This window comes from Lentisphaera profundi (genome assembly GCF_028728065.1).
Lineage (GTDB): Bacteria > Verrucomicrobiota > Lentisphaeria > Lentisphaerales > Lentisphaeraceae > Lentisphaera > Lentisphaera profundi.
In genome coordinates, this window is the sequence record NZ_CP117811.1 from 1,050,741 (window position 1) to 1,076,653 (window position 25,913).

Consider the following 25,913-nt stretch of genomic DNA (forward strand, 5'->3'; position numbering starts at 1 on the left):
TGAGCTAAGGTCGATCATTTACAGTTTATATCCAGAGTGAACAGTTCGAAGGTCACCAAGGTCTTGCTTATCACGATAAGGAAACTCGGCGCACGGACTCAGTTTATGAACTCGCTAATATTAAACAAGATAAAAAATCCTTTGTTACATTTTTCAAAATAAATATTAGATACTGGCGCTGTAAATAATTGTAGGGAGTCAACAGGTGAGTTCTGATTTATTCCTTAGGAGCGCTGCATTCATCGAGAAGTTGCAGGATGCTGTTGAAGGGGATTCCGGAATGAGTTTTGAGGCCAATTTCACAACTGCGACTCGAGGAGTAGCCCTTGGTACATTTGCCCACTTGATCACGAAGGCTTTTGAGTGAAGAGCTATTGAGTTCGGGATGAGAGAAGCCACGATCGCCAGCAAAGCCACAACAGGTAATTTCTTCGACTTCTTTTAGCTTTTGACTACAGGCTTGGGCAATTTTGTTAAGAGCTGCAGATTCACCGGCTTTTTGTTGGCTGCAGACCGAGAAGGTGAGTAAAGAATTTTGAGTTTTTGTAATCTTAAATAAGTCGAGATGTTGAGCAAAAAAACTTGGGGCATCTAATACTTTTAATTTATCCGTGAGTGTATTGATCATGTGATAGCTACAGGGTGAGTTATCGCAGATGATAGCAATGCGCCCTTGGTCGGATAATTGCCATAAGGAGTTTTGGAGTTCAAGAGTTTTATTCTTTGCGCTTTTGTCAAATCCCTTGCTCTCATAGGGCATGCCACAGCAGAGTGACTTTGGTGACTCAGGCATCAATACGTGAAAACCTGCTTTTTTAAGTAAAGATAAAACACTTTTGGGAGTGCTTTTCCCTGATTCGGGAGCTAAGACGGAGTTGACACATGAACTAAAATAAATGACTTTAGGACCATCTCCTTGGGCTAAAGTCAAGACTTCGTTTTTGGCTGCTGGGGGTATTTCCCTGTGACTTTAGCAAGCTTAAGCCCGGTCTTAATAAATGATTGACTTAAACTGAAATGCTTAGCACTGAATTGCGCTACTGAGCGAGTGAGGCTGCTATGTTGCAGGGTGCGCAATTTTTTAATGAGTTGACCCGTATCTATATCGACGGGGCATTTTGTGGCACACATGCCATCGGCTGCACAGGTATCATTTCCTAAATATTGAAAATCCTTTAGCCAGTTTTTTGTATCTTCACCTGCGTTTTCTTGACGTTTAATCTCGCGCCATACAGCTATACGCTGACGAGGTGATAGGGTGAGATCCTTTGAAGGGCAGGCCGATTCACAAAAACCACACTCAATACATTGATCGACGAGTGCATCTGCCTGGGGGATGGGTTTGAGGTTTTGGAGGTGGAGTTGCGAATTCGTGGATATAATGACATCTGGATTGAGGATATTTTTAGGATCGAAAATATTTTTTACTTGCTGCATTAAACGATAGGCATTAGCCCCCCATTCAGCTTCAATGAAAGGAGCCATATTACGTCCTGTACCATGTTCTGCTTTGAGTGAGCCGTGATATTGATCACAAACTAATTCGGACAAGTCATCCATGAATGAGGCATAGCGTTGCACTTCGCTGGCTTGATTAAAATCCTGAGTGAAGACAAAATGTAAATTCCCTTCCAGTGCATGGCCAAAAATGATCGCCTTATCATAGCCATGTTTGAGCAGTAAATTTTGTAGTGCCACAGTGGCTTGGGCTAATTCATCTAAGGGGAAGCAAACATCTTCGATGATAACGGTGGTTCCGCTGTCACGATTAGCTCCGACGATAGGGAATAAACCCTTGCGAATTTCCCATAAGTTGGCATAAGTTTTAGCATCGGAAGTGAAGTTATAGTCAAGCCCGTAATCTTTTATACATAGCTGTACTTTTTCTATTTTTGTCTTTAATTCTTCGGAACTGCAAGCGCGTAGATCGACGAGAAGTGCAACCATGCCCGGAGCAATTTCATTGGGTACATTAGGTCGGCCCGCCATGCACTGAAGGGAGGCTTCGTCCATGAGTTCGACAGCTGCAACAGGGGATTTTTTAAGCTCGGCACTAGCTTGGCAAGCTTGTGCAATATTTTTGAATAAAATGAGCGAGCAAGACTTAAATTGCGGGTCAATAACAGTCTTGTAAGTAATGTCTGAGATGAAGGCTAAGGTGCCTTCAGAACCAATAATTAAGTGGAGGAGAATATCGAGGGGATCTTCAAAATCAATAAAACTATTGAGTCCATAGCCACTGGTATTTTTTATTTTGTATTTTCTTTTGATGGTCTCATGTAGTTGCGAATCCGCCAGGATCTCCTGTCGAATTTTACTGAGTGAGTTCAAGAGACTAGCTTGCTGTTTTTTAAAGTTCTCTACAGAAGTCGAGTCGCGACTATCCAAGAGGGTTCCATCAGCTAAAATGAGGCGTATGCCGGCGAGAGTTTGATAGGAGTTTTGAGCGGTGCCGCAGCACATACCGCTAGCATTATTCGCTGCGATTCCTCCAATCATGGCAGAATCAATTGAGGCGGGATCAGGGCCGATTTTACGCCCATAGGATTTCAGATAATGATTGGCTCGTGAACCAATGATGCCGGGCTGTAAACGAATTAATGAACCCTCAGCCTCAATAGTATAATCATTCCAATCGTGACCAAGCTTTACTAAGACGGAGTCAGTGACGGCCTGACCCGATAGGCTGGTGCCAGCTGTGCGAAAAGTGAGTGAGACATCTTCTTTGTATGCATGGGTCAGCAAGCTTTGTATATGCTCTTCATTTGCCGCCTTTACAACAAGTTTTGGCGTCAGTCGATAAAAACTCGCATCGGTACCATGGGCTAAAAGTTCCATGGGCTTAGTGAGTAAGCGCGGTGATGAAATTTCTTTGCTTATCTGTTGGTAGAACTTTTTAAAGCTCATTGATCGAATCCGTTTTATGGTGTTTGGAGCTAGCTATTGTATAGGGCCTTAAGTTCGCAGGGAGCTGTGGATGAAGGTTTATCATTATGATTGTTTCCAAACTGAATTAACTTATTTATTTATTTATTTATTTCACTCCAATTGTCTTATAAGCTGACTTAGTGATTGAATTATTGTCAGTGAAGTTTTGTATAAACTTATCATATCTGCTTGACGAATAGATTTCAAGCTGTTATGATTAATTGATTAATCAAACTTTCATTTAGTAATTTTGGAGAAGTAAAATGATAAACAAAAAAATAATGCAGATCAGCCGTTTTGATCAAATTTTGGATCATGTGCGTGAAAGGATTGTACTACTTGAATTTCCAGTGGGCTCTAAGTTACCTAGTGAACGTCAGTTGGCTTTGGATTATCAATGCTCCCAGGCGACGATGAATAAAGTGGTCTCTACTTTAATATCCGACAACTTATTGGAACGTACGGAAAAAAGAGGTGCCTTCGTTAAAAGAGCCAAACAAAACGAAATAAAATTTATGGGCTGGATGGCTTCAGAAAAATCTGGAGTTGAAGTTTGGGATCAACTTTTAGATGACTTTCAGGATGCGCAAAATAATTTAAAGATAGATGCACAGACTTTGCATTATAGTGAAATGCAAGAAGAATTGACTCGCTCTGCAGGCAGGGGAGAGGCACCTGACTTAGCTCAGGTATCGCGCAACTGGACGGGTCACCTGGCTAGCTTAGGGGTACTTGAACCTTTAGAAGACAAGTTATCGCAAAATATTGTGCAAGACCACTTAACATGGGCTGATGACAAAAAGCATTCTAAAGAAGAATTGTACTCTATCGATTTTAGCTTAGTGCCGATGCTTTTATATGTCAATTGCGATATTCTCGAGCAATGTGGTTTGGCTAGCGATGCCGAACCACAAAACTTAGCTGAATTCGTTCAATTAATTGAAGCAGTTAATCAGGCCGGGCGTCAAAATGATCAAGGTCAAGATTACCATGGTTTTCTAGCTCCCAACCTGAGTGATGAAGTTACGGGGCAGTGGTTTTTGCCCTGGTTGTTTGCGGCGGGAGGCAATTTTTTCAATGCACAGGGCGAAATCGCTATTGGTGGTCAAGAAGCAAGAGAAACTTTGATTAGTTACAAAAAATGTCTTGCAAACTCACCTGAAAAAATCTCCATTTGGAATGTTCGTCAACTCTTTGAGCAAGGTCGATCGGCTTTCATTATTGATGGGCCAAGAGGTGAAGATTTCTTTAAAAATAGCAAGATGAAGATCAAGGCCATTAGCTTGCCAAAAGATGCGCAAGGTAAGTCTTCTTCACTTAATGCGAATCACGCTTTAAGCCTCTTTGCGCAATCAGAGAATCAATTACTGGGGAGCAAGTTGATTGATACGATTCTCAATGATAGTCAATTAGCGGAACTAAATTATAGAGAACAGGGCTACCTACCTCCACGACGCAGTTTACTCGAAAATGAAATTTATCAAGAGCCCTTTGCGCAACTTGTTTTACAAGAAGCACTCGAGGGACGTCGATCTTCGTCGTACTTGCCCTCGTATCAGTTGGCGATTGGCCTTTTGGGGCACGCCATTAGTCGTGCACTCAATGGTCAAGCTAAACTTGAGAATGTGCTCGAGGAAACGGCCGCCAATATTGACTACCTCATGAGTCACTCCAAGGGGTCTATTTAATTATGTTTGCGGCAATGGATAACCTGATAACAAATATAGATCTGCTCGTACTTGGGGCCTATGTCTTAGTTTTATGTCTCGTCGGTTGGTGGGCGGGGAAAAAAGAAAAACTGAAGGCGGATGATTATTTTTTGGCAGGTCGTTCTTTGCCGTGGTATGTGGTGGGAACATCACAAGTAGCGTCTAATATTTCAGCGCCAGAAATTGTCGGTGCCATTGGTGGAGCCTTCCTTTACGGTATTTGCATTGCCGTTTGGTCATGGGGCAATATCATGTCCTTTTCTTTATTGATCTGGCTATTTATTCCTTTCTTATTGGCTTCTCGTGTTTTCACCATTCCGCAATTTTTAGAAAAGCGTTTCAATCCTTCGATGCGACTCTTTTTTGCGATCATCACGATTTTGGCAAATATCACAACATTTCTCGCAGCCGTTTTGTATATCGGTGGTCTCACTCTAAGGGAAGTGATGGGTATGAAGGTGGAAGCCTCTTCTTTCATGGGACTGACGATGGATTGGAACCTGCTCATTGGGATTATTGTGATTGCGTTCTTTTCTGGTATTTGGGCAATATACGGCGGCTTACGCTCGGTGGCTTGGACTGACTTCCTCACACTCATTTTCATTATCGCTGGTATTACAGGGATAAGCTATTTTGGCCTGAAATCTTTATCTGGAGAAGCTAATTCTCTAGTGGAAGGCTGGAAAATCATGATTGAGCGTAATGAAGCGCAAACAGGTGTGTGGCAAGAAGTGGTGGCGCAACATGCCGAGACCATTGCAGGGCCGGGCGAGACTAGTTATAACAGGCTCTCAGTGGTTCAGCCTCTGACCCACAAAGTTATCCCGTGGCCCCAGCTCATTTTGATTACTTTTACCATAAGTATTTGGTATAACGTCATTAACCAATTTATTATTCAGCGTATCCTGGGCGCTAAGAGTCAGTGGGATGCGCGAATGGGAATGGTCTTGGCGGGCTATCTCAAAATCGTATTGCCTTTTCTTATCGTGGTGCCGGGACTCATTCTCTTCGCCACTCACCCCGAATTACTCAGAGGTGAATTCAATACCTTGGGAACTATTGCTGATGGAGCTTACTTGCTCTTGGTTAAACAGTATCTTCCTGTGGGCCTAGTGGGGCTCTTTCTCGCAGCTTTGTTTGGTGCTATCCAATCAACAGTGAATTCAGTTCTAAACTCGACCTCGACCATTTTTACAATTGATATTGTCAAGGAACACATCAATCCCAACATAAGCGAGAAAGCGCAAATACGTTGTGGTGTTTGGTCATCGATCGGCTTCTTAGTGTTATCCGTAATGATTGCCTATGGTATGTTTTACTTTAGTGATGCCGATATCTTTGTTTACGTGCAATCATTGTACTCCTTCTTTGCGCCGCCTTTCGCCGCGGTATTCCTCTTGGGGATCTTGTGGAGACGGATCAATGGGACGGGTGCCTTATGGGCAGTTTCATTGGGTTTTGTTTTAGGTATTAGTCTGAAAATATTGGTTGGCATGGGCGTCTTTGACGCCAACTTTTTCCCCTGGCTCAATTCATTCCTCAATCAAGCGGCGGTCAACTGGGCCTTCTGTATGGTGGTTTGCATAGTTGTTAGTCTAATGACAGCGCCGCCTGCGCCAGAGAAAGTAAGCGATAGTTTAACAATGAACTGGAGTAAGCTCAATATTTTTGAAGGTATTTCGGGCAGTAAATGGTATCACAATATTTTGTTGTGGTGGGGCCTTTTTGTGGTGATTATTATCGCTCTAGTGATTAAATTTTGGTAATGAAAATGAATAAAAAATTAAATGGACATACCGTTATAATCTCTGGCGCCGCGGGTGATATAGGCCGTGCCACCGTTATGGCATACGCTCAACAAGGAGCGAATATTGCCGCAGGTGATATTCTTGAGCCAGAAGCACTTAGTGATTTGCGAGATCAGGTGGAAGCTCTGGGCTGCCGCTTTCATTATCAAAAGTGCGATGTGACTGAAGCGAGCGAAGTTAATAATTGGATTGATCAAGTCACTGAGGACTTAGGTCTACCAGATATTGTTGTCAGCAATGCCGCCGTCACCAAACAAATGAGTTTGCGTGAAATTGATGTGGAAGAATGGCAGCGCCAAATCGCCATTAATTTAACAGGCAGTTTTAACCTCATTAGTCAATGTGCTAATCGTCTTTCACAAGCGAAAAAACCCGGGCGCATGGTGGTTGTAGGAAGTTGGGCAGCTGAAAACGTCCACAGAAATTTACCTGCCTATTGCACGAGTAAGGCGGGACTTCGCATGCTGATGAAGTGTGCAGCAAAAGAGTATGCCCCTGATCAAATTTTGATCAATGAAATTGCGCCGGGCATTGTTGATGCCGGCCTCAGTGCCAAGATTTTCAGAGAGAAGCCACAAATCAAAGAGAGCTTACTCGAACAAGTTCCGCTTGGGCGCTTCTTGACGCCCCAGGATATTGCCGAACAAATCGTCTATTTGAGTTCTTTTGATAACTGCCATATTACCGGTACGATTTTGCTGATGGATGGCGGCTTGAGTTTGAATACCGAGTGCTCGACTAAATAGGAAATCACCATGGATTATGATGCAAGCAAGCCTAGGGGCTTTAGTGGAAAAATAGGCTTAGCCCGCCGGGATATCACGCCTCCCATTGGCATTTATTCACGGTGTTGGGGTGCGGCCAATTTTGATTGTGCTACAGCCATTCATCATCCCTTTACTGTTACAGCTCAAGTTGTAGAAGCTGAGGATGATCTTGGTCCATTTGTACTCATGGCTTTTGATGGTTTTGTGTGGTCTGATCCGAACGATGAATGGCTTTGTCGTGAAGCTGTAATTAAGCATTTAAAAACAGCTGTGAGTCGCGTCATTATCAGTATTTCCCATACTCATGCGGGAGTGCAATTGACCCGAGATAATAAAGATAAACCGGGTGGAGAATATATTGAACCCTATATTCAAACACTAAAGAATGAGTTTGTGGCGGCGGCGCAAGAAGCCAAAGAAAACTGCCGCGAGGCAAATTTAGACTGGCTTGTATCGCATTGTGATTTGGCGACGAATAGAGATTTTAAAGATCCCCAAGACGAGCGCTTTGTGGTGGGTTTCAATCCCGATAAGAAAACGGACGATACAGTCTTGATCGGTCGTGTGAGTGACTCAGCAGGTGAACTCTTTGCGGTGATCGTTAATTATGCCTGCCACCCCACAACTTTGGCTTGGGAAAATACCCAGCTATCACCAGATTATGTGGCCGCCTTGCGTCTTACAGTAGAGAATCAATATCCCGATGCCCTATGTATGTTTCTCATAGGTGCTTGCGGAGACTTGGCTCCGGCCCAGCAATATGTAGGCGATGTGGCCGTCGCCGATAGGCATGGGCGTCGATTAGCTTATGCCGTCTTACAAGGACTGGAGTCATTGCCTCCAGCACAAAAACTTTTTTTAAGAGAAATCAAAGAATCGGGTGCCCCCTTAGCTGTATGGGATAGTGAAGCGGTCTGTTTCCCCCGCAACACACAAGCCCTTAAGTGTGCGGCTCCGATTAAAATTAAAGATGAATGGCTAGATATAGCCGCCATTGAGCAAGAGCTCGAAGCCTGTAGTGATCGTGTTTTACAAGAACGCTTATTGAGAAAACTAAGAGTCAGAAAATCTCTCGAAAATGCCGAAGACTTTACTCTCGACACCTGGGTTTGGCGTTTGGGCGAGATGATTATTGTCGGTAGTTCAGCCGAACATTACTCCTACTTGCAAGTCACCCTCAGGCAAGAGTTTCCAGAATTGCCCATCCTCGTATTAAACCTCATCAATGGAGCTAATGGCTACCTACCTGAAAAGGAACTCTACGAGCATAATATCTATTCCGTTTGGCAAACACCCTTTGCTCAAGGGGGACTGGAATCAATGAAAGCGACGATGCTCGAAAAAATTAATATTCTCTTATTAGAAACAATGTAGAAATGGAAATAAAATGAAGATAGTAAAAATAGAAACTCATGTTTGCAATGCAAAAATGCGCAACTGGATTTTTGTAAAAATCATCACTGATCAGCCCGGTTTGCACGGTTGGGGTGAAGCCACACTCGAATGGCATACACGTGGCGTTGTGGGAGCTATTGAAGACTTGAGCCAATTACTTATTGGCGAAGATCCTACACGTATTGAATACCTCTGGCAGATGATGTATCGCCAACACTTTTGGCACGGCAATGGCATAGTACGCTCCACGGCGATTGCGGGCATTGATATAGCTTTATGGGATATTTTAGGTAAATTTCTTGGCGTCCCTTGTAGTAAATTATGGGGTGGTCCGGTTCGTGATCATATCAGAACTTATGCACACCTCGGTGGTGGCAAAATGGAAGATTTTTACGAAACGTCTGATGACGATCATAAGCGCTTTGGCGAATTGGCACAAGAAGCTGTGGAAAAAGGTTATACGGCGTTTAAAACCATGGCCGTACCAAGTACCTTGCCGATCGAGGGTTCTCGCGCCATTAATTATGCCGTCAATAATGTGGCCGCCATGCGCGAAGCCGTGGGCGAAAATATCGATATCATGGTTGATTGTCATGCGCGACCTTCACCGGCAATGGGCCTCAAATTTGGTAAGGCACTTGAGCCTTTCAATCTCTACTTTTATGAAGAGCCCTGTTGGCCAGAGAGTGTTGAGGGTTTGAGTATGATCAATAAAGCCTTGACCACCCCGGTAGCCACAGGTGAACGCCTCACTCATTTGGCTCAGTTCAAGACTTTATTCGAAGCGCGCGGTTGTGAAATATGTCAGCTCGATATCACTCATTGTGGTGGCTTGAGTGAAGCAAGACGTATTGCGGCACTCGCAGAAGCTCATCGAATTGCACTTGCACCTCACAATCCTCAAGGACCGATTAGTACAGCGGCCTCGCTTGAGTTCGGCTTTTCTCAGCCGAGTTACATCATCTGTGAGACCGTTACAGAAGATGTGCCGTGGAGAAAAGATATTGTAACTGAGGGCTACACGATTGAACCCAAAGGTCAGATCGTATTCCCCAATACAAAACCCGGCTTGGGCATAGAAATAAACGAAGAAGAAATCAAGAAATATCCCTTTAAACAAGAATTATTGCAAAGAGCTTTTAACGAAGACAACAGCATTGGAGATTGGTAATGAATAAAGCAGAAACTATTTTCGCAAACAACAAAAAATTTATCCCAGGGGGAGTCGTCTCCCTTAATCGTAGCATTGATCCCGTGCGCTCTTTTGTCAAAGCCAAAGGTGCCTACCTCTATGATGTAGACGGCAATAAGTATATTGATTATCATGCGGCATTTTCTCCCCATCTCTTGGGTCATAACGATGATACGGTGAATCAAGCCGTCATTGAATCAATTCAAAATAATGAATCACTCATGGGGGCGGGGCCGACACTTTGGGAAGGCGAGCTAGCTGAACTCCTCTGTACTCTTGTGCCCAATCTTGATAGCGTTCAAATCACTAATACGGGATCAGAGGCTACTTTCCATGCTATTCGTTTAGCACGTTCGGTTACAGGACGGGAAGAAGTTATTCTTATGCAGGGTGGTTATAATGGTTGGCACAATGATGTAGCGTTTAACTTAATGGACCCACTAGAAAAAATTAAGGGCTGGAAACCAGGTGGTGAATGCCCACTTAATGCCATGAGTGCGGGTATCCCTTCAACGCAGTCCAAATTATTACACGCGGTACAATATAATGATTTGGAAGCCATTGAAACACTCTTAAAGACCAAAAAGATTGCCGCCATTCTAATGGAGCCGATTTTACAAAATATTGGTATCATCAAACCGCAGGCGGGTTTCCTTGAGGGCATTCGTACCCTATGCGATACCTACGGAACTTTATTGGTTTTTGACGAAGTTAAAACTGGCTTTCGTCATGCCTTAGCTGGCTATCAATCAATCTGTGGTGTGCGTCCTGACTTATGCTCATTTGGTAAAGCAGTCGCGAATGGTTATCCCCTAGGTGTGATCGGTGGTAAAAAAGAAATCATGGATTATTTCATTCACCCAGATCCCAAGAAACGCGTCATGGTCGCGGGCACGTATAATGCTCACCCCACACCCGTGGCAGCAGCCATTGCAACGCTGAAAATCTTACGTGATCGTGAAGCCGAAGTCTATGGTCACCTCGAAACTTTGGGTGCGAAAATGGAAAAAGGCCTCAAGGCCATTTTTGATGCTCATAATTTCAAGACCACGACGATACGTCAAGGCTCAGCTTTTGTGACCTATTTTATGGATCACGCACCACAGAACTGGACTGATGTGATCACCCATAACGATATGGACTTGGATAAAGTCTACCGTGAAGCCTTGATCGAAAAAGGCATCTTCAATTTCCCCACAGCGACTAAGCAGGGCAGTATTTCTTTTGCTCATACAGCAGAAGATATTGATGAAACGCTGAGACAAACTGAAGCGGTAGTTTCTCAACTTAAACACTAGGCGCCGTGGTTTTTTAATGAGTTTAAATGTCATTAAAAATAGTGCTTCTGAACTGGGTGAAAGCCCGGTTTGGGATCCCCGCCTCAATTGCTTGTATTGGCTTGATATCCTCAAGGGAGAAATATTCTCTTGGGCCGCGAATAGGGAAGTGCGTTTATGTGCTAAATTGCCCTATTCTGTGGGCTCCTTAGCCTTGACTGATAATGAAGATATCCTGCTTTTAGCAACTGAGAAAGGTTTTGCCTTTTACGATCTGAATAAAGCGAGCATTGAGTTTATTGCCGACCCTGAAAAACATTTAGTCAATAATCGTTTTAACGATGGCAAGTGCGATCCCCGCGGACGCTACTGGGCGGGGACTATGGCCAAAGATGGGCAAGGTAAGTGCGGTCATCTTTATTGCTTAGCTAGTGATGGATCTATCGCTACAAAACTATCTGAGGTAAACTGCTCGAATGGCTTAGTGTGGAATAAATCACAAGATAAGATGTACTACATTGATACCGGACGTCACTGCATAGATAGCTTTGACTATGATGTCACGAGCGGAGAGATAAAGAAGCGTCGAACAATTTTCAGGATGGATGCTGAGCAAGGTTTTCTCGATGGCATGACCATAGATGAAGAAGGACGTCTTTGGGTGGCCGTTTGGGGAGGCGGATGCGTCATCTGTGTGGATCCAGAGAAAGAAGCGATCTTGGAGCGCATTTTACTTCCGGTGAGTCAGGTAACTTGCTGTACTTTTGGCGGAGAAAATTTATCGACTCTATTCATTAGCTCGGCGAGCCTCGGTTTAGCTGAGCAAGACAAAAAAAAGCAAGATTTAGCAGGTTATATATTTACGTATGAAATGTCTGTAAAAGGTTTTTTATCAGACTTTTACCCAACTATTTAGAAAGAGGAAAATATGATATTTAAAAAATCTAATTTAAGTCATTTAGCACTGCTGTATGCCCTTGTTTTTATAGGGTTTAGCACATTGGTAAATGCCGATGTATTGAGTCCTACGAAAATCAGTCAAGAGCAAGATTTCATTCATTTGGAGAACTCCTTTATAGCGGTAAAATTAGCTGTGAAAGATGGTTCTATTCGCAGTATTTCAGACCGTAAACTTGGCGTGGATTATAGCTTCCAAGGTGTGGGCCTAGAATTTTCTACCCTGCATGAGCGTATCAAGGGACTGCGAGTTCAAACAATAGAAACACGCTCAGAAAAAGTTATTTTACATTTTACCAAGCATAACTTTTCTATAGCCTTAACTTATAGCCTAGCAGCGAATGATCACTTTATCGAAAAACATTTTGAGATAAAGGAGAACGATAAGAAGAGCTTTCATATAAAAGACTTAGTGCTTGAGAAAATGAGCCAAGCAGAGTCATTTAATGAAATTCATTTCCACGATGATAATACTATCTGGCATTGTCCGATCAACCTTTTTCTCAGAAGTGAGAAGGGCGGTTGTTTTGCCGGCTTAGCCTATCCCTATTGGAATTTAGAACAGCAAGGTAAAAAAGGTTTTAGTCTAGGTTTTTCAGCCAATTATCAAGTCCCCGCCGGGCAAGTTTTCACGAGCGAAAAATATTTTTTAGGCGTGTATCGCAATGAGGGCATTTATCGTTATTCACAAGGGCCATACCCAGGTTCGAAGCCCAATCCCTACATAAGTTTTACGGGAGCTGGAGTAACGCAGCATTTTAAGGGGAGGATGCCGGCACAAGCAGTGGAATCCGAAGTCCTTGATTGGGGCGAGGTATGGGCAATGCAAAAATTTATGCGTCATGCATTGCCAGATTTACCTTTGCCTGAGAAGGGCTATTGGGTTTGGCAAAATGGTTGGTGGGCTAAGCTTTGGGATATAAAAACCGAGATACTCGATCAACTTAAGCAGTCGGGCATTCACGATATCATGACCGCTCATACTTGGTACGGACGTGGTAATCATCCGATTAATCCACCCTACCTCAATAAGATGCGAACCCAGTCTTTGGGATTTCCCAAAGATAAGGGTGTAGCAGGTATGCCCGGCCCCGCGGGTCCCACAGCAGGCTTGCATAGTAAGCACGATGAAGTTTCTTTAGACTCATTTATTTCGGGTCAATTCACTCCTGAATTTATGGCTCCACCCGCGATGGAAGCCTTCTATAATTACGGCAAAAAAATTGGCGTTCACGTTTCGAGTTTTTCTTTACCAGGGCTTTATTTTGAAGATCGCCCTGAGTGGGCCTCACTACAAAAAGATGGTAAAGTTACTGAATATTTATTCGGGGCTAAAATTGATTGCCCCGCCTCAGATGAATTTATGGAACACCATAGGAAGTTGCTCGAACATGTCTTTGAAAAATATCAGCCACGCTGGTGGGGCTTTGATGGGCGTTGGTTGAGCTATTGGGAAGTACCAAAGTATCGACCTGGTTCAGCGGGCTTGGGCTTCGATACTTGCTATGCAAAAAATCATGGTCATCCCCCAGGAGATAATCTTTATAAAGAATGGAAAAATATCGAGAAATTACTTAGTGGAATCCGCAAAAAATACCCCTTCATGTGTCTAGAAATGTACTACGGCATGAAACGAGGCGGTCCATGGGCGATGCGCTATTTTAATGCGGATGAAAATTACTATGAGACAAATGGCGTAACAATGAATCGCTTTCAGGCCTGGCACAATGGCAATGACCGCTTTCGTCCCGTTTACAAAAACATGGCGGCGGTGATAGGGAAGTCGCCGAAGGATTTTCAAAGAAGTCTACTCAGTACTATTAGCGTTACCAGTTACGCTAAATTTGGAGAGGGTTTTCATGGCTTAGCCTTAGAAGAAAATCGTCAGTTCCTTAAAAAATGGCGTGCATGGGCAACGAAAAATCACGCTTACCTCAAAGTGAAGCGCGACCTCTTTGCCTGCCCAGGTTTTAAGCCGATCGATGGTAGTGCCCACATTATCAAAGACCGTGGCTTTTTCTTTCTCTTTTCACCTGCTCACAAGGGTGAAGATGTACGCGCCTCAATTCCCATTAATCATTGGCTTCAATTAGATGAGTCAGCTGGGCAACTTTATCAAATCAAAGAAGTTTATCCCAACAAGGGCAAGCTGCTGGCCATAGTGCCCTATGGCGAGGACTTTTTTTACGACATACCAAAGAATGCCGAAGTCATTCTCTCCATAGAACCTACTACTGCGGGCAGCAAGCCCTTCAATAAACTTGACTCAGCAAAAGAAGGACAGATTATTGAGGCTTTTTCGAGCGAGGGAAGTGAACAAAGATTGCCAGCGAGCGATCGTCATTACAGCTTTGATAGCATTGATGCAAAGACAGCTACTTCTGCTAATCAATTATCGAGCGCGACTCCAGCGCGTTTATCAGGGCAAACTCTCACCGGTGGAGTGAATGATAAAGCCTTACAATTTAAGCCTGGCAATAAGGGCGTTTTATTAGGTGACTTAGGCATGAAGTCGCCAGCGACAATTAGCTTTTGGATAAAATCAGATAAGCTACAGAGTGATGGGCGTCTGCTTTCACAATTAGAGGGGCCAAGTCAGCAGCGTGGTGCGCTGCGCATAGTAGGAGGAAATTTACAGGTCTGGAATGCAAGTGATTGGCCTGTCGTGGTCTCGGGTCTAAGCCACAAGAATGTGTGGCAACACCTCGTTATAGTCTACAATCAGGACGGTACAGTAAGTGGCTACCTCAATGGTAGGAAATCTCATACAGTCAGCGCATCATTTGATTTCAAAGGGATCAAAGCCGGGCTCGGTTCACCTTTTCTTGGCCAATGGGGGGATAGCTTTATCGGAATCTTGGATGATGTGCGCATTAGGCAAGGTGCTTTGAGCGAGAAGGAAATTCATAAACTAATTTATAGCAAGTAGATGAAACAATTTCATAAAGGAACAAGAATGAATAAATTAAAACAATTCACAATGATCACCTTATTTTGCTTAGGGACGATCCATGCCAAGCAGAGCAAGTCATTACATTGGCCATTTGATGAGCTGAGTGAGAATGGAAACCTTACAGCTGAATCCTCAGCAAACAAAAATCATGCGCGGCTTTCGGGCCAAAAACTCACTGATGGTGTGCGAGGCAAAGCCTTGCAATTTAAAGCAGGGAGTAAGGGGCTTGATCTTGGTGACCTTGGCCTCCAGGCACCAGTGACACTCAGTTTTTGGTTGAAGACAGATAAGCCACAAAGTGATGGACGCCTGCTCTCGCAGTTAGGTGGTGCTAGTAGTCAGCAGGGAGCGCTGCGTTTAGCCGCAGGTAATTTACACGTCTGGAATGCAAAAGACTGGCCTATTGTACTGTCTGGTCTAAGCCATAAGAGTATATGGCAGCACGTCGCCATTGTCTTTAAGCAGGATGGTACAGTTAGCGGCTATCTCAATGCCAAGAAGTCTCATACGGCTACAAGTTCATTTGATTTCAAAGGGAGTAGGGCAGGAATCGGCTCATCATTCCTCGGCCAACACGGTAAACCTTTCATAGGTGCTTTGGATGACTTTCGCATATTTAACCGTGCCTTACAAGACAGCGAAATCAAAAAACTTTATCCCTCCGACTTATTTAGCAAGGCACAAGCCGATGCGCAAATAAAACTAAGCCCCTTAGGGAAACTTGCCAGGGATGAATACTTGATAGCCGTGAGGCCGGGAAAAGTAAAGGATTCGCCCTTTTGGAATCAAAGATCCCATCAGTTTATGTATGCTCCATCATTTGACTTTAAAGAACTAGAAGGAGCCAAAGAATACCGTTTTACACTGATAGACAAAAATGGCATGACCCACAACTTTGAAGCCGATAAACCCTACGTCAGCCTTAAGCCCATTTGGCTTAGTATAGCTAGTGGTTCTGCCAAGCTAAAAGTGGAAGCTCTCAATGACAAGGGTCAAATCATGAAAGTTGTCGGACAGAGGAATTTTCACCGCGCCGCTATGTACAACGGCCCCTACAACAAACAAACAATGACTTATCAAGAAAGCGTACGCTGGGGACTGCGCACGATGTTCGATCGCAATTACTTCAAAGCTTGGATGAAGCCGGGGGTGCCTCCCGAAGAATACAGGTCTAAAAAAGTCCATAAAGATGTCTGGGGAATCCCTTACCCATCTAAGCTTTTGGGCGCTACCGTTGCAGGTGCAGCCCTGTATGCTCAGTTAAAACCGCGACCAGCTGATACCGATAAAGTTCTAGCGATTGGACGCAAGGCGGCCGATTACCTTATTAGTCTTAATTTGCCTGTGGGAACGGCACTGGAAAATATGCCTCCAACTTACGCGAGTGCGGGGGCTTTCAATAAGTATCATAAGCCTTTTATGATTCGCAAGAACGTGATGATGAATTTTCCCTGTGTAACGGCGGACGCTTATTTATCTCTCTATGATGTGACCGAAGATAAAAAATATTTCGACGCCGCCATAAAAATTTCAGAAACCTATAGAAAGCTTCAATTACCATCAGGGACCTGGTATCAGGTTGTTGATAATAATACGGGGAAAGGCGCTTATCAAACACTTTTGAATCCCGTTAAAGTGGTACGTTTTGCGGATCGTTTAATTAAGCAATATGATTTAAAGCAATACCAAGACATGCGTGATGAAGCCTTTGATTATGTAATGACGAGCACGATGAAAACATTCAACTGGCAAGCTCAATACGAAGATGCCGCTCCGGCACCTGCTTATAAAAATCTTTCTCCCGGTCAGGCCTGTGAGTTTGCTGATTATTTGTTAGAAAAATCCAATGATAATGCAGACTACGTTGATATGGCGATTGAGTTAATGCGCTTCGCCGAGGGACAGTACACAAGTTGGGAAAATCCCATAAAAATGAGTGGCCCAGGCATTCCTAGTATGAACTCAGCCAATTGGATTCTACCGTGTGTCTCCGAGCAAACGGGTTATTTCATGCCCGTTAATTTCAGTTCATCTCATTTGATCGAAACTTTTGCCAATGCCTACAAGGCTACCGGCAATGAAATTTATCTTGCTAAATCAAGAGATCTCGCCAACACTCTTTTGCTGACTCAGCAAAAACACCAGGGGGATTACCCAACTTATCTCATTCCACCCTCAAAAGATGGTAAGTTCGAAGATGTGCAAAATACCTGGATCAACTGCACGGTTTATACCATTCGTTCAGTGATGCGTTTGGCGGATACACTCAAATCAGCAGGAATCGATGATGCAGTAGATACAAGTATTATCAATGGTACGGATTGGCTTGATAGCGATGGTCGCCAAATCTCTGCCCATGAAGGTGAAATTGCGCGCTTTGGTGACACCTTCTACTGGTATGGTAGCAGCTACAAAAATAATCCCAGGGGACGCTTCCGAATGACCGCGGGGCCCGTGTGGAATGGCATGCAAGTCTATAGCTCAAAAGATTTAAAAAATTGGACTTACAAGGGTGTGTGTATGCCACGTCCAGAGCGTGGCTTTGGCAAATTGGGTGCAACGGGGCGAGGTCACGTCATGTATAATGAAAAAACCAAAAAGTACGTCATGTGGTACCGTTGGTTTGTGGCCATGCCAGCTTCCTTTTTATGTGTTGCCACAGCCGATCATCCCGAGGGGCCTTTCACGCCTCATGGACCGAGAGAAATGGGGACCTCTAATGGTTTTGGCTCAGATATGAATACTTTTCAAGATGATGATGGCAAGGGCTATGTGATTTATTGTGATCACTCAAAACGTGAGTCAGGTGGGGATTGGCGTTACGCGATTCGCATTGATAGCTTGAGTGATGATTACTTGACGAGCAATCGCGATGGAGTGGTGATTTTTGATTCTGGCTGCGAAGCGCCTGCGATGGTGAAATACAAAGGCAAATACATTGCGGTGGCTTCTGGAGTTCATGGTTGGTCGGGTTCGAATACAAAATGTGCAGTGGCGGATAGCCCCCTAGGGAAATACAAAAAACAGGCCGATATCAGCGAGCAGAAAACCTGGAAGTCGCAAGTTACGGATCTGATTTACTTGAAAGAGTCAGATGTAGTGATGGCGCTTTGCGATCAGTGGTGGATTCCCGATCGTACTGACATCGATAAATCACGCTACTTATTTTTACCACTTTTTTTAGATGAAAAAACGGGTCGAGTCAAGATGGAGTATCGTCAAGAATGGTCGCCCTTAAAAGCTAAAAAGGACTAAACGCAGTGAAGCGAAAGGCCCTGATTGTGCTGATTCTTTTATGAACTTTGTGCTTAAGCTTACAGGAAGAACTACTGCCTCAGCTTAAAAAAGTAAATGAAACGATTGTAGAGGAGCGACAAGTGATGCGCTTTGAACATTCGAGTGCGCAAACTTGGGGCTGCCAGCGTCCACAAAAGGACTACTTTAACTTTTTACCAGTAAAAAAGAGCGAAGTTAAAAAGTCTTTGCGAGTGATTTTGCATTCGGCGGGTGGCGGTGCAGATCAGGCATGGAGTTGTGCCTTTAAAAATAAGCACTGCTTTCATTTCTATGCGAGTGATGATTATCACGTACTGTATCTCGACTGCCGAGTCAATAAAGAAAGTGATTGGTGGTGGGGTCACCACGAGATTGAGCACATGAAATATCGCAGTGCCATGCTTAAGTCTGATCCGCCGCCGGTCTTTAATTTTTCTAGCCATGTAGATTCCTCTTCCAATGATACCTATCCAGGCTTTATAAATAAAAAATCATATAATTAACTTGGATTGATGTATCATTTTTAAGAACTATTTGCTTACTAATGTGAATATTCCTGTAGTAGAATCTACTGCTGATGGAGTCATCTCCCTCTATTAAGATAAAAAAGAGTCGGGCGGTGATTAATAAATAATGAGACACATTTAATGAAAGCATATATGAAAACACTAATTTCCTTAGCTTCACTAATTTTCCTTAGTTCATGGCTAGTCGCGCAAGATTTACCTCGTCCTCCTGATGTGTGGAAAGACTACAATCCAGACAAAGGTGATTTCAAAGAGCAGATTGTTTTGGAGGAAACAAAGGATGGCATCTATTATAAAGAGGCTTACATCAGTGCTTATGTCAATGGAATTGAGCTACGAGTTTTTTGTAAGTATGCGGTGAAAGCTGGTGCAAAGAAGGCCCCTGGCTTAATGAATACTCATGGTTGGATGGGTGGCCCATCGATTGATTTTGGTTATGTAAAAGAGGGCTGGGCGGTTTTATCACACGATTATTCAGGACTCACTAAACGGACTCATCATACCAAATATCCAGATTCACTTGGTCACGGACATATGGATGCTCGTGATAAGGGTTTTAAACTCATTTATGATCGTATGCCCGATGGTAGTCAAACGACGGATCCCAAGGCGACGTCGCATTATTTGTGGAATGCAATTCAGCGTCGAGCGCTAAGTTATTTGTTGGCCCAGAAGGAAGTCGATTCAAGACGTATCGGTGCTAAGGGTTATTCTTATGGTGGAACCATTATGTGGAATATGGCCATGGATTCACGAGTTAAAGCGGTTGTGGCTTACTTTGGAATTGGTTGGATTACTTATTACCGTGATCGATCTGTATGGAAGTATAACTTACCTTTTTCAGCAGTTAAAAAATCACCTGGTCAGGAGCTCTTCTTGTCGGCTTTAGCGCCACAGGCACATGCCCCCCATATTACCGCCGCTACACTTTGGTTGAGCGGGACAAATGATCACCATGGCGGACATGAACGCGGTTGCGATACCTTTAAATCATTCAAAGCAGATGTTCCGTGGGACTTTGCCATGCAGGCTCGCGGACATCACAATACTGAAAAACTGGGCGACGACACTAAAATATGGCTCGAGAAGCACGTGCTTGGGAAAGATCGCTTTTGGCCTCAGCGTGCCAAATCAAAAGTAGTCCTCAATGCTGATGGCGTGCCTGAACTGCATCTCACCCCCGGGAATCCAGAGCAGATCAAGACTGTAGAAATATATAAATGTCTAAAGACGGCCAATAATATTGCTCGAGTTTGGTCTGATGTGGATTCTACCCGCGTGGGTAATAGCTGGGTAGCTAAATTAGCCGTCTTTAACGTCGATGATTACTTGTTTTCTTATGCTAATATTCGCTACAAAAATAATAGTGTGGTATCATCTGATTTTGAGGCGGTGATTCCCTCATCTCTCGGTAAGGCCGTGGCCAATGCGAAGAAATCTGATATGATATCTGAGGGCACAGGTCAATGGAAGGATGTGGGGCCAGCAGAAGGAGTAGGGGGAGTCAAGGGTTTTCGCCCCTTGAATAATAGGCTTGGAACCTATAGTCGACAATTTGCTGATCCCCAATGGCAGGCACCGCGCAACTCCGATCTAAGTTTTAAATTCTATTGTACTCAACCTCAAAAACTCAAATTCGCTGTTAATAAAGGCTGGGAAGCAGATATCGAGATGACGGCTTCCAATGATTGGCAGACCATGCTTATACCTGCAGATCAGATGAGAATACCCGCTAAGCAAATAGCACTTAAGGCTTGGTCACTAGCGGAGATCATCTCAATCAAAGCACTAAAAGGTGCAGATATTACTAAGGTGATTTTTGCCGACTTTAAATGGGTCGCTTCAACTGGAACTTCATCCAAAGCCCCCGCTAAAGTCGTAGATGGCAAAGTTTATCTCAATCAATATATGGCGAGCAAAACGGAAACTTTTTGGCAAGTGATGGATGATAAATCTGTTGAAGGAAAGAAAAAAATCAGCCTTAGTGGGGTGACTTATGATCGTGGTTTGGGTGTGCATGCCAATTCGAAAATTGTCTTTCCTCTTGATGGTGAATACTCAAAATTCCACGTAGTTCCCGGTCCAGATGATGCCCACAATGGTACCGTAGAAATGAAAATATTGCTGGATGGTAAGCAGGTATTTAGCAGCGGTCTCGTGACTAAGGCGAGCTACAAAGCCAAGCCAGTCAGCCTTTCAGTAAAAGGCGCCAAAGAACTGACATTAATTGTTACGGATGGTGGAAATGGCAAGGGTGGCGATCACGCCAGTTGGGCCGACGCTTATTTAATTCCGCTAAAAACTAATCCTAATTCAAATGATAAAAAGGATTGAGTGGCGATAGTTTTTCTAGGACCAAAACCTGCTAAGTCTTAAGCTGAGTACAATGTTTAGCAATGCGGCACTCTAAAGAGTGGACTACCTACCTAAAGTAAGGCAGGTAGTTCAAGCTTTAGCTTGCGAAGGACGCAAATTTTGACCCCATTTTATTAGCAATGCGGCACTCTAAAGAGTGGACTAGGTACCTAAAGTAAGGCAGGTAGTTCAAGCTTTAGCTTGCGAAGGACGCAAATGTTGACCCCATTTTATTAGCAATGCGGCACTCTAAAGAGTGGACTAGGTACCTAAAGTAAGGCAGGTAGTTCAAGCTTTAGCTTGCGAAGGACGCAAATGTTGACCCCATTTTATTAGCAATGCGGCACTCTAAAGAGTGGACTAGGTACCTAAGGACTCAGATCCCTTGGCAGTCCGTAAAGGCATTGATTAAGAACGATAAATTATCAGTTTCCCTTGACATACAGACAGCTACACGCTATAATAGTTTGATTAATCAAATAATCAAACGCCGTTTATCTCTGGCGTTTGCCATAATTAAAGGTGAGTTAATGAGTTCAAAGACAATATATATTTTAAGTTTATGTGGTTTATCCTTTTTAGCTGTTAATGCAGAAAACACAGTCTTCCGTAAGTTGACTTTTGACAAATTTTCGAGTGACAAGGTACAAACTGTGGATAGTTCTTCAAACAAAGCTCATCTAGCTCTTTCGGGTCAAGGTATTGTTGAAGGATTAAAGGGCAAAGCCTTAGAGTTTAAAGTTGGTGGACAAGCACTTGAACTCGGTGATTTAGCGATTGAAGCACCCGCGACCGTAAGTTTTTGGATCAAATCAAATAGTCCGCAAAAAGATGGAAGGATTCTTTCTCAGTTAGACGGACCAGTAGCGAATCAATCGGGCTCATTGCGTATTAATGGATCGCAGTTAGAAGTCTGGAATACCAAGCAGTGGACTTCTGTACTTAGTGGCTTGAGTTTTCAGGGTATTTGGCAGCATGTGACGCTCACTTTTGAGTCTGATGAAAAAGTTATCGGCTATTTGAATGGGCATACCAATCGTGAGGCTCGTAGTCGTTTTGATTTTAGTGGTGTTAAGGCTGGATTAGCGGCTAAATACCTAGGTCAATATGGTGAGTCATTTGTGGGTTCTTTAGATGATTTTCGTATTTATAAAGGTGTTTTAAGTCAGCAAGAAATTGAAGCTTTATATCCCAGTGCATTATTTAAGGAATCACAGCTAGCAGCAGCGGAAGCACAAAAAAAAGCTACACCGACTACAGCTTTATATGACTGGAGATCTAACATGGTGATCGCCCCAAGAAAGCGTGATGCATCCGGACTTTTACAGCCCTTACAATCCTATGACGAAACGATTGAACGCGGGATGTCCTTTATCTTAGACGATCACTTAGAATGGTTTCAGGCAGAAGAGACTTTACTCGATGAGCAAGGTAAAAAACAGCGGCCTTGGGTGTACTACTCAAACGTGCAGCATAATGGGGCACCCTTTCCAAGGGCCGTAGATAGATTCACCTCCTATCCAGCTTTTCATCATGCACTTAATATAAAAACATTTATTTCTTACTGGAACTATGCGGGGGACGAACGAGCCTTGCAGGATGCTATTGATTTAGCGGATTGGGATATAGCCAATAGCACACCGGCTGACTGGGCTTATGGTAGTATGCCCTACAGTACTTTTGAACACAAAAAGCCAGGTGGCTTTCGCGATGGTGCTGGGATTATGCCCGATAAATCAGCTATCTTAGCACTGGCTTATCTCGACTTGTATGAGGCGACTGGCAAAGATCGTTTCCTCAAAGCAGGAGAGGCGATTGCAAAAACCTTGAGCTTGCGTCAGCGCGCTAATGGAACTTGGCCCTTTAGAGTCGACCCCAAGACCGAAAGAGTCGTCGAGGAATATACCAGTAGCGTGATCTATGCGGTGAAGTTATTCGAGCGCTTGGACAAGTTTAACGAGAATAGTCATTATCGTCCCCATCGCGATAAAACTTGGAATTGGCTCGTCAAGGGCCCGATCAAGACCAAGGAGTTTCGCGGTTTTTATGAAGATATTCCTCCCAGTACGAAAGGTCGTACCAATTATGATTGTCTCGATACGATTCGCTACCTCTTAGCTAATCGCACAGAGGATAACGGCTACCTTGAAATGGCAAAAGAGCTCAACGTCTGGATAGAAAAAACCTTTCTGGATAAGATTCCTGGATTTGAACCAGCAGCAGGAATTCGGGAACAGCTGCAATGCAATGTGGTTATGGGAATTCATAGTTTAAATTGGGCATCGATGCTGATGGAATTAGCGCAAGCAACAGGCGACGAAAAGATGCGTCAACGCGCCCAACAAACCGCCAATTACACCACTTATTACCTCCAGCCAGACAATCGTATTGTCGTGGGCTTTACCTATAAACAACTGTGGTACAGCTGTCACGTCGGTGTCATTCTTTACCTCTTTGATTTTGTTGAGATAAGTAAGAAAAATCCAAAGAGCAAGGTCAAATTTAATTAGTACGAGTTAGATGGACTGCCTGCAAGCATCGCAAGCGAAACTTAATAAGAGACATAAACAAGGAAACAGCATGAATACAAATAGCTTAAAACAGCCAAGAAGTTTCACTTTGATTGAATTGCTCGTGGTCGTGGCAATCATTGGAATATTAGCATCGCTTGTATTACCAGCTTTAGGAACAGCGAGGAAAAAATCTAGGACAGCAGTTTGCAAGAGTAACCTTAGACAAATTGGCACACTTCATATGATGTATGCGGATGATAATAAAGATTTATTTCCTAGTTTTAATGATGGTAATCCCGCTTGGGATTATTATAATTGGGGAGGAAAGCAAGGCACTGAATTCACACCGAATCAGCGTTTTTTAAACCCTTACATAGGCGTTAATGGCGTGGTTACGACCACGAGTACAGGAGCTGTAGAAATCTTTAAGTGTCCTAGTGATGATGGCACTACTGGCGCTTTTAGTAGACAACCAACAGTTTGGGATCGCTTTGGGACGAGCTACCTGTATAATAGTTCTGAAAATGCAAGGGCCGGGACGGCAGGTATAGGTGGACGTACACAGACAGATATAGTGAATCCATCACAAGTCATCCTTGCCAACGATTTTTCTTTTAATGCTTATTTGGTTAATTTGGTTCCCTTTCACATTAGTTCTTGGCACAAAGAGGATAATGGCTGGGGAAATGTCTTATTTGTTGACGGCCACGTCAGTTTTCGTCAGGCAAAGTTTGAGGCGGGCAATAATCATACTTTTGATGACTGGACTTTTCTTCTCGATGGTCTATGAAAAAAAAATGATTTTGAGTGGGATTAAAGTATTTTACAAAAAAAAAAACATAAGGATGTCTCATGAAAAACAAAGAGAATGAATTAGGCAATGAAAGTAAAACAGTCGAAAATTCAAATTTTTCTAGACGAGGTTTTTTACAAAGTTTAGGTGGAGCAGGGGCGCTACTTGGCATGGGTGGACTCAGTACTCAGACAGTGGCAGCCGAAGTACCACGAGATGCCCAGGGAAAGATTATCCCAGGTTTTGAGAAAAACCAGAATACAGGAGCTCAGGCTCAAGGCTGGAAATCAGTTTCTAATCGAAAAATCCGCGTCGGTATTGCGGGCTATGGTCTTTGCCGTTTCGGCGCGACCTTCTTTTATCAAAATCATCCCAATGTGGAAGTTGTGGCAGCGACGGACCTCGATCCAGGGCGTTGTGCGGCTTTAGCAAAAGCAGTCGGCGCAAAGAAAACTTACCCTTCTTGTGAAGAGATGATCAAAGATAAGAGCATTGAAGCTATCTATATTGCCACTGACGCGCCGAGTCATGCTCGTCTCGCTATCATGGCGCTCAATCATGGCAAGCACGTTTGTTCTGCAGTTCCCGCCGTCTTTGGCTTTGAGGCTGAAGGTCAAGCTGAGGAGCTGTTTAATGCGGTGAAGTCGAGCGGCATGAAGTATCAGATGAACGAAACCTCTAGCTTCCACGCAGGTCTTTATTCCCATAGATTGCAATACCAAGCGGGTAGACTCGGTAAAATCATTTACTCTGAGGGTGAATACTATCATGACTTCGGCCCTCATGGCTTAGCAAGCTACAACCCTAAAAATGGTAAAATAGATAAGCATGGCTGGCGTCGAGGACTCGTGCCCATGTGGTACCCCACTCATGCTACAGCCTATTATATTTCAATTACGGGTGGGCGCTTTACTGAGGTATCTGGCTTGGGGACAGCAAGCCTTTATTCAGAGTTTCAGGCCGAAAATAATGGCCATAAAAATCCTTTTGGTACCGAAGTTGCCCTACTAAAAACTAGCGAGGGTGGCATGTCGCGCATGGCAGTGAGTTGGGATATGAAAAATGCTCATGGTGAGAAAGGACGAGTCTACGGCCAAAAGCCTTATGATGCTAAAATTAATGGCAGTCGCCCAGCCTTACCTCCAGGGGTCAGTGGAGGTCACCATGGTGGTTCACACGGACAATTGACGAGTGACTTCATTGAATCGATCTTGTTGGATAAACAGCCGATGGTGGATATTGGTGCTGCGCTCAATATGACCCTTGCTGGAGTGATCGCTCATAAGTCGGCACTTGCCGGTGGCGAATGGCTGAAGATCCCTCAATACGATTTATAGTCCACAGAATATTAATTTACTTAGATCAAACCATGAGTTATCCCAAAGACTCATGGTTTTTTTGATGAAAGAGAAGATAGATTAAAGTCTGAATAATTAAAAAGAGGATTCACAATGAAGACTAAA

16 protein-coding genes are annotated in these 25,913 nt (G+C 43.7%); 14 read left to right on the forward strand and 2 right to left on the reverse strand.

Annotated features, from left to right (window positions below):
- Window positions 1-217: 217 nt before the first annotated feature.
- Both PQO03_RS04335 and PQO03_RS04340 read right to left on the reverse strand, forming a co-directional pair.
- On the reverse strand, window positions 218-931 hold the full coding sequence (locus PQO03_RS04335) for a (Fe-S)-binding protein (RefSeq protein WP_274151415.1): 714 nt from the start codon (window positions 929-931) through the stop codon (window positions 218-220).
- Window positions 928-2,907, reverse strand: coding sequence for an FAD-binding and (Fe-S)-binding domain-containing protein (locus PQO03_RS04340; RefSeq protein WP_274151417.1), 1,980 nt, complete (start codon window positions 2,905-2,907; stop codon window positions 928-930). The genes PQO03_RS04335 and PQO03_RS04340 overlap by 4 nt, the downstream gene beginning before the upstream one ends.
- Window positions 2,908-3,191: 284 nt before the next feature.
- On the opposite strand from PQO03_RS04340, the gene PQO03_RS04345 reads away from it, so the two are divergent.
- The 14 genes from PQO03_RS04345 to PQO03_RS04410 all read left to right on the forward strand — a co-directional run bounded on the left by PQO03_RS04345 (window position 3,192) and on the right by PQO03_RS04410 (window position 25,787).
- Complete coding sequence (locus PQO03_RS04345; RefSeq protein ID WP_274151418.1) at window positions 3,192-4,616, forward strand: extracellular solute-binding protein; 1,425 nt, start codon at window positions 3,192-3,194, stop codon at window positions 4,614-4,616.
- A gap of 14 nt (window positions 4,617-4,630) precedes the next feature.
- Window positions 4,631-6,403, forward strand: a complete 1,773-nt coding sequence (locus tag PQO03_RS04350) for an SLC5 family protein (protein WP_274151420.1) — start codon at window positions 4,631-4,633, stop codon at window positions 6,401-6,403.
- 5 nt (window positions 6,404-6,408) lie between these two features.
- The gene (locus PQO03_RS04355) at window positions 6,409-7,191 is read left to right on the forward strand and encodes an SDR family NAD(P)-dependent oxidoreductase (protein ID WP_274151422.1); all 783 of its coding nucleotides are present in this window, start codon (window positions 6,409-6,411) and stop codon (window positions 7,189-7,191) included.
- 9 nt (window positions 7,192-7,200) lie between these two features.
- The gene (locus tag PQO03_RS04360) at window positions 7,201-8,586 is read left to right on the forward strand and encodes a hypothetical protein (RefSeq protein ID WP_274151423.1); all 1,386 of its coding nucleotides are present in this window, start codon (window positions 7,201-7,203) and stop codon (window positions 8,584-8,586) included.
- Between the two features lie 13 nt (window positions 8,587-8,599).
- Window positions 8,600-9,778: a galactonate dehydratase gene (dgoD, locus tag PQO03_RS04365; protein ID WP_274151424.1), complete on the forward strand. Its 1,179-nt coding sequence runs from the start codon at window positions 8,600-8,602 to the stop codon at window positions 9,776-9,778.
- Entirely contained in the window at window positions 9,778-11,097 is a 1,320-nt protein-coding gene (locus tag PQO03_RS04370) for an aspartate aminotransferase family protein (protein ID WP_274151425.1), read from the forward strand. The genes dgoD and PQO03_RS04370 overlap by 1 nt, the downstream gene beginning before the upstream one ends.
- Window positions 11,098-11,113: 16 nt before the next feature.
- On the forward strand, window positions 11,114-11,992 hold the full coding sequence (locus tag PQO03_RS04375) for an SMP-30/gluconolactonase/LRE family protein (RefSeq protein ID WP_274151426.1): 879 nt from the start codon (window positions 11,114-11,116) through the stop codon (window positions 11,990-11,992).
- A 12-nt stretch (window positions 11,993-12,004) separates the two neighbouring features.
- A complete protein-coding gene (locus PQO03_RS04380; protein ID WP_274151427.1) occupies window positions 12,005-14,962 on the forward strand; it encodes a LamG domain-containing protein in 2,958 nt (985 codons plus the stop codon).
- Between the two features lie 27 nt (window positions 14,963-14,989).
- The gene (locus tag PQO03_RS04385; protein WP_274151428.1) at window positions 14,990-18,241 is read left to right on the forward strand and encodes a LamG-like jellyroll fold domain-containing protein; all 3,252 of its coding nucleotides are present in this window, start codon (window positions 14,990-14,992) and stop codon (window positions 18,239-18,241) included.
- Window positions 18,242-18,366: 125 nt separating this feature from the next.
- Window positions 18,367-18,765, forward strand: a complete 399-nt coding sequence (locus PQO03_RS04390) for a hypothetical protein (protein WP_274151429.1) — start codon at window positions 18,367-18,369, stop codon at window positions 18,763-18,765.
- Between the two features lie 156 nt (window positions 18,766-18,921).
- A complete protein-coding gene (locus PQO03_RS04395) occupies window positions 18,922-21,123 on the forward strand; it encodes an NPCBM/NEW2 domain-containing protein (RefSeq protein ID WP_274151431.1) in 2,202 nt (733 codons plus the stop codon).
- A gap of 551 nt (window positions 21,124-21,674) precedes the next feature.
- On the forward strand, window positions 21,675-23,654 hold the full coding sequence (locus tag PQO03_RS04400; RefSeq protein WP_274151433.1) for a LamG-like jellyroll fold domain-containing protein: 1,980 nt from the start codon (window positions 21,675-21,677) through the stop codon (window positions 23,652-23,654).
- A 70-nt stretch (window positions 23,655-23,724) separates the two neighbouring features.
- Window positions 23,725-24,447, forward strand: coding sequence for a type II secretion system protein (locus tag PQO03_RS04405; protein WP_274151435.1), 723 nt, complete (start codon window positions 23,725-23,727; stop codon window positions 24,445-24,447).
- Window positions 24,448-24,509: 62 nt separating this feature from the next.
- Complete coding sequence (locus tag PQO03_RS04410; protein ID WP_274151437.1) at window positions 24,510-25,787, forward strand: Gfo/Idh/MocA family protein; 1,278 nt, start codon at window positions 24,510-24,512, stop codon at window positions 25,785-25,787.
- The last annotated feature ends 126 nt before the right edge of the window (window positions 25,788-25,913 follow it).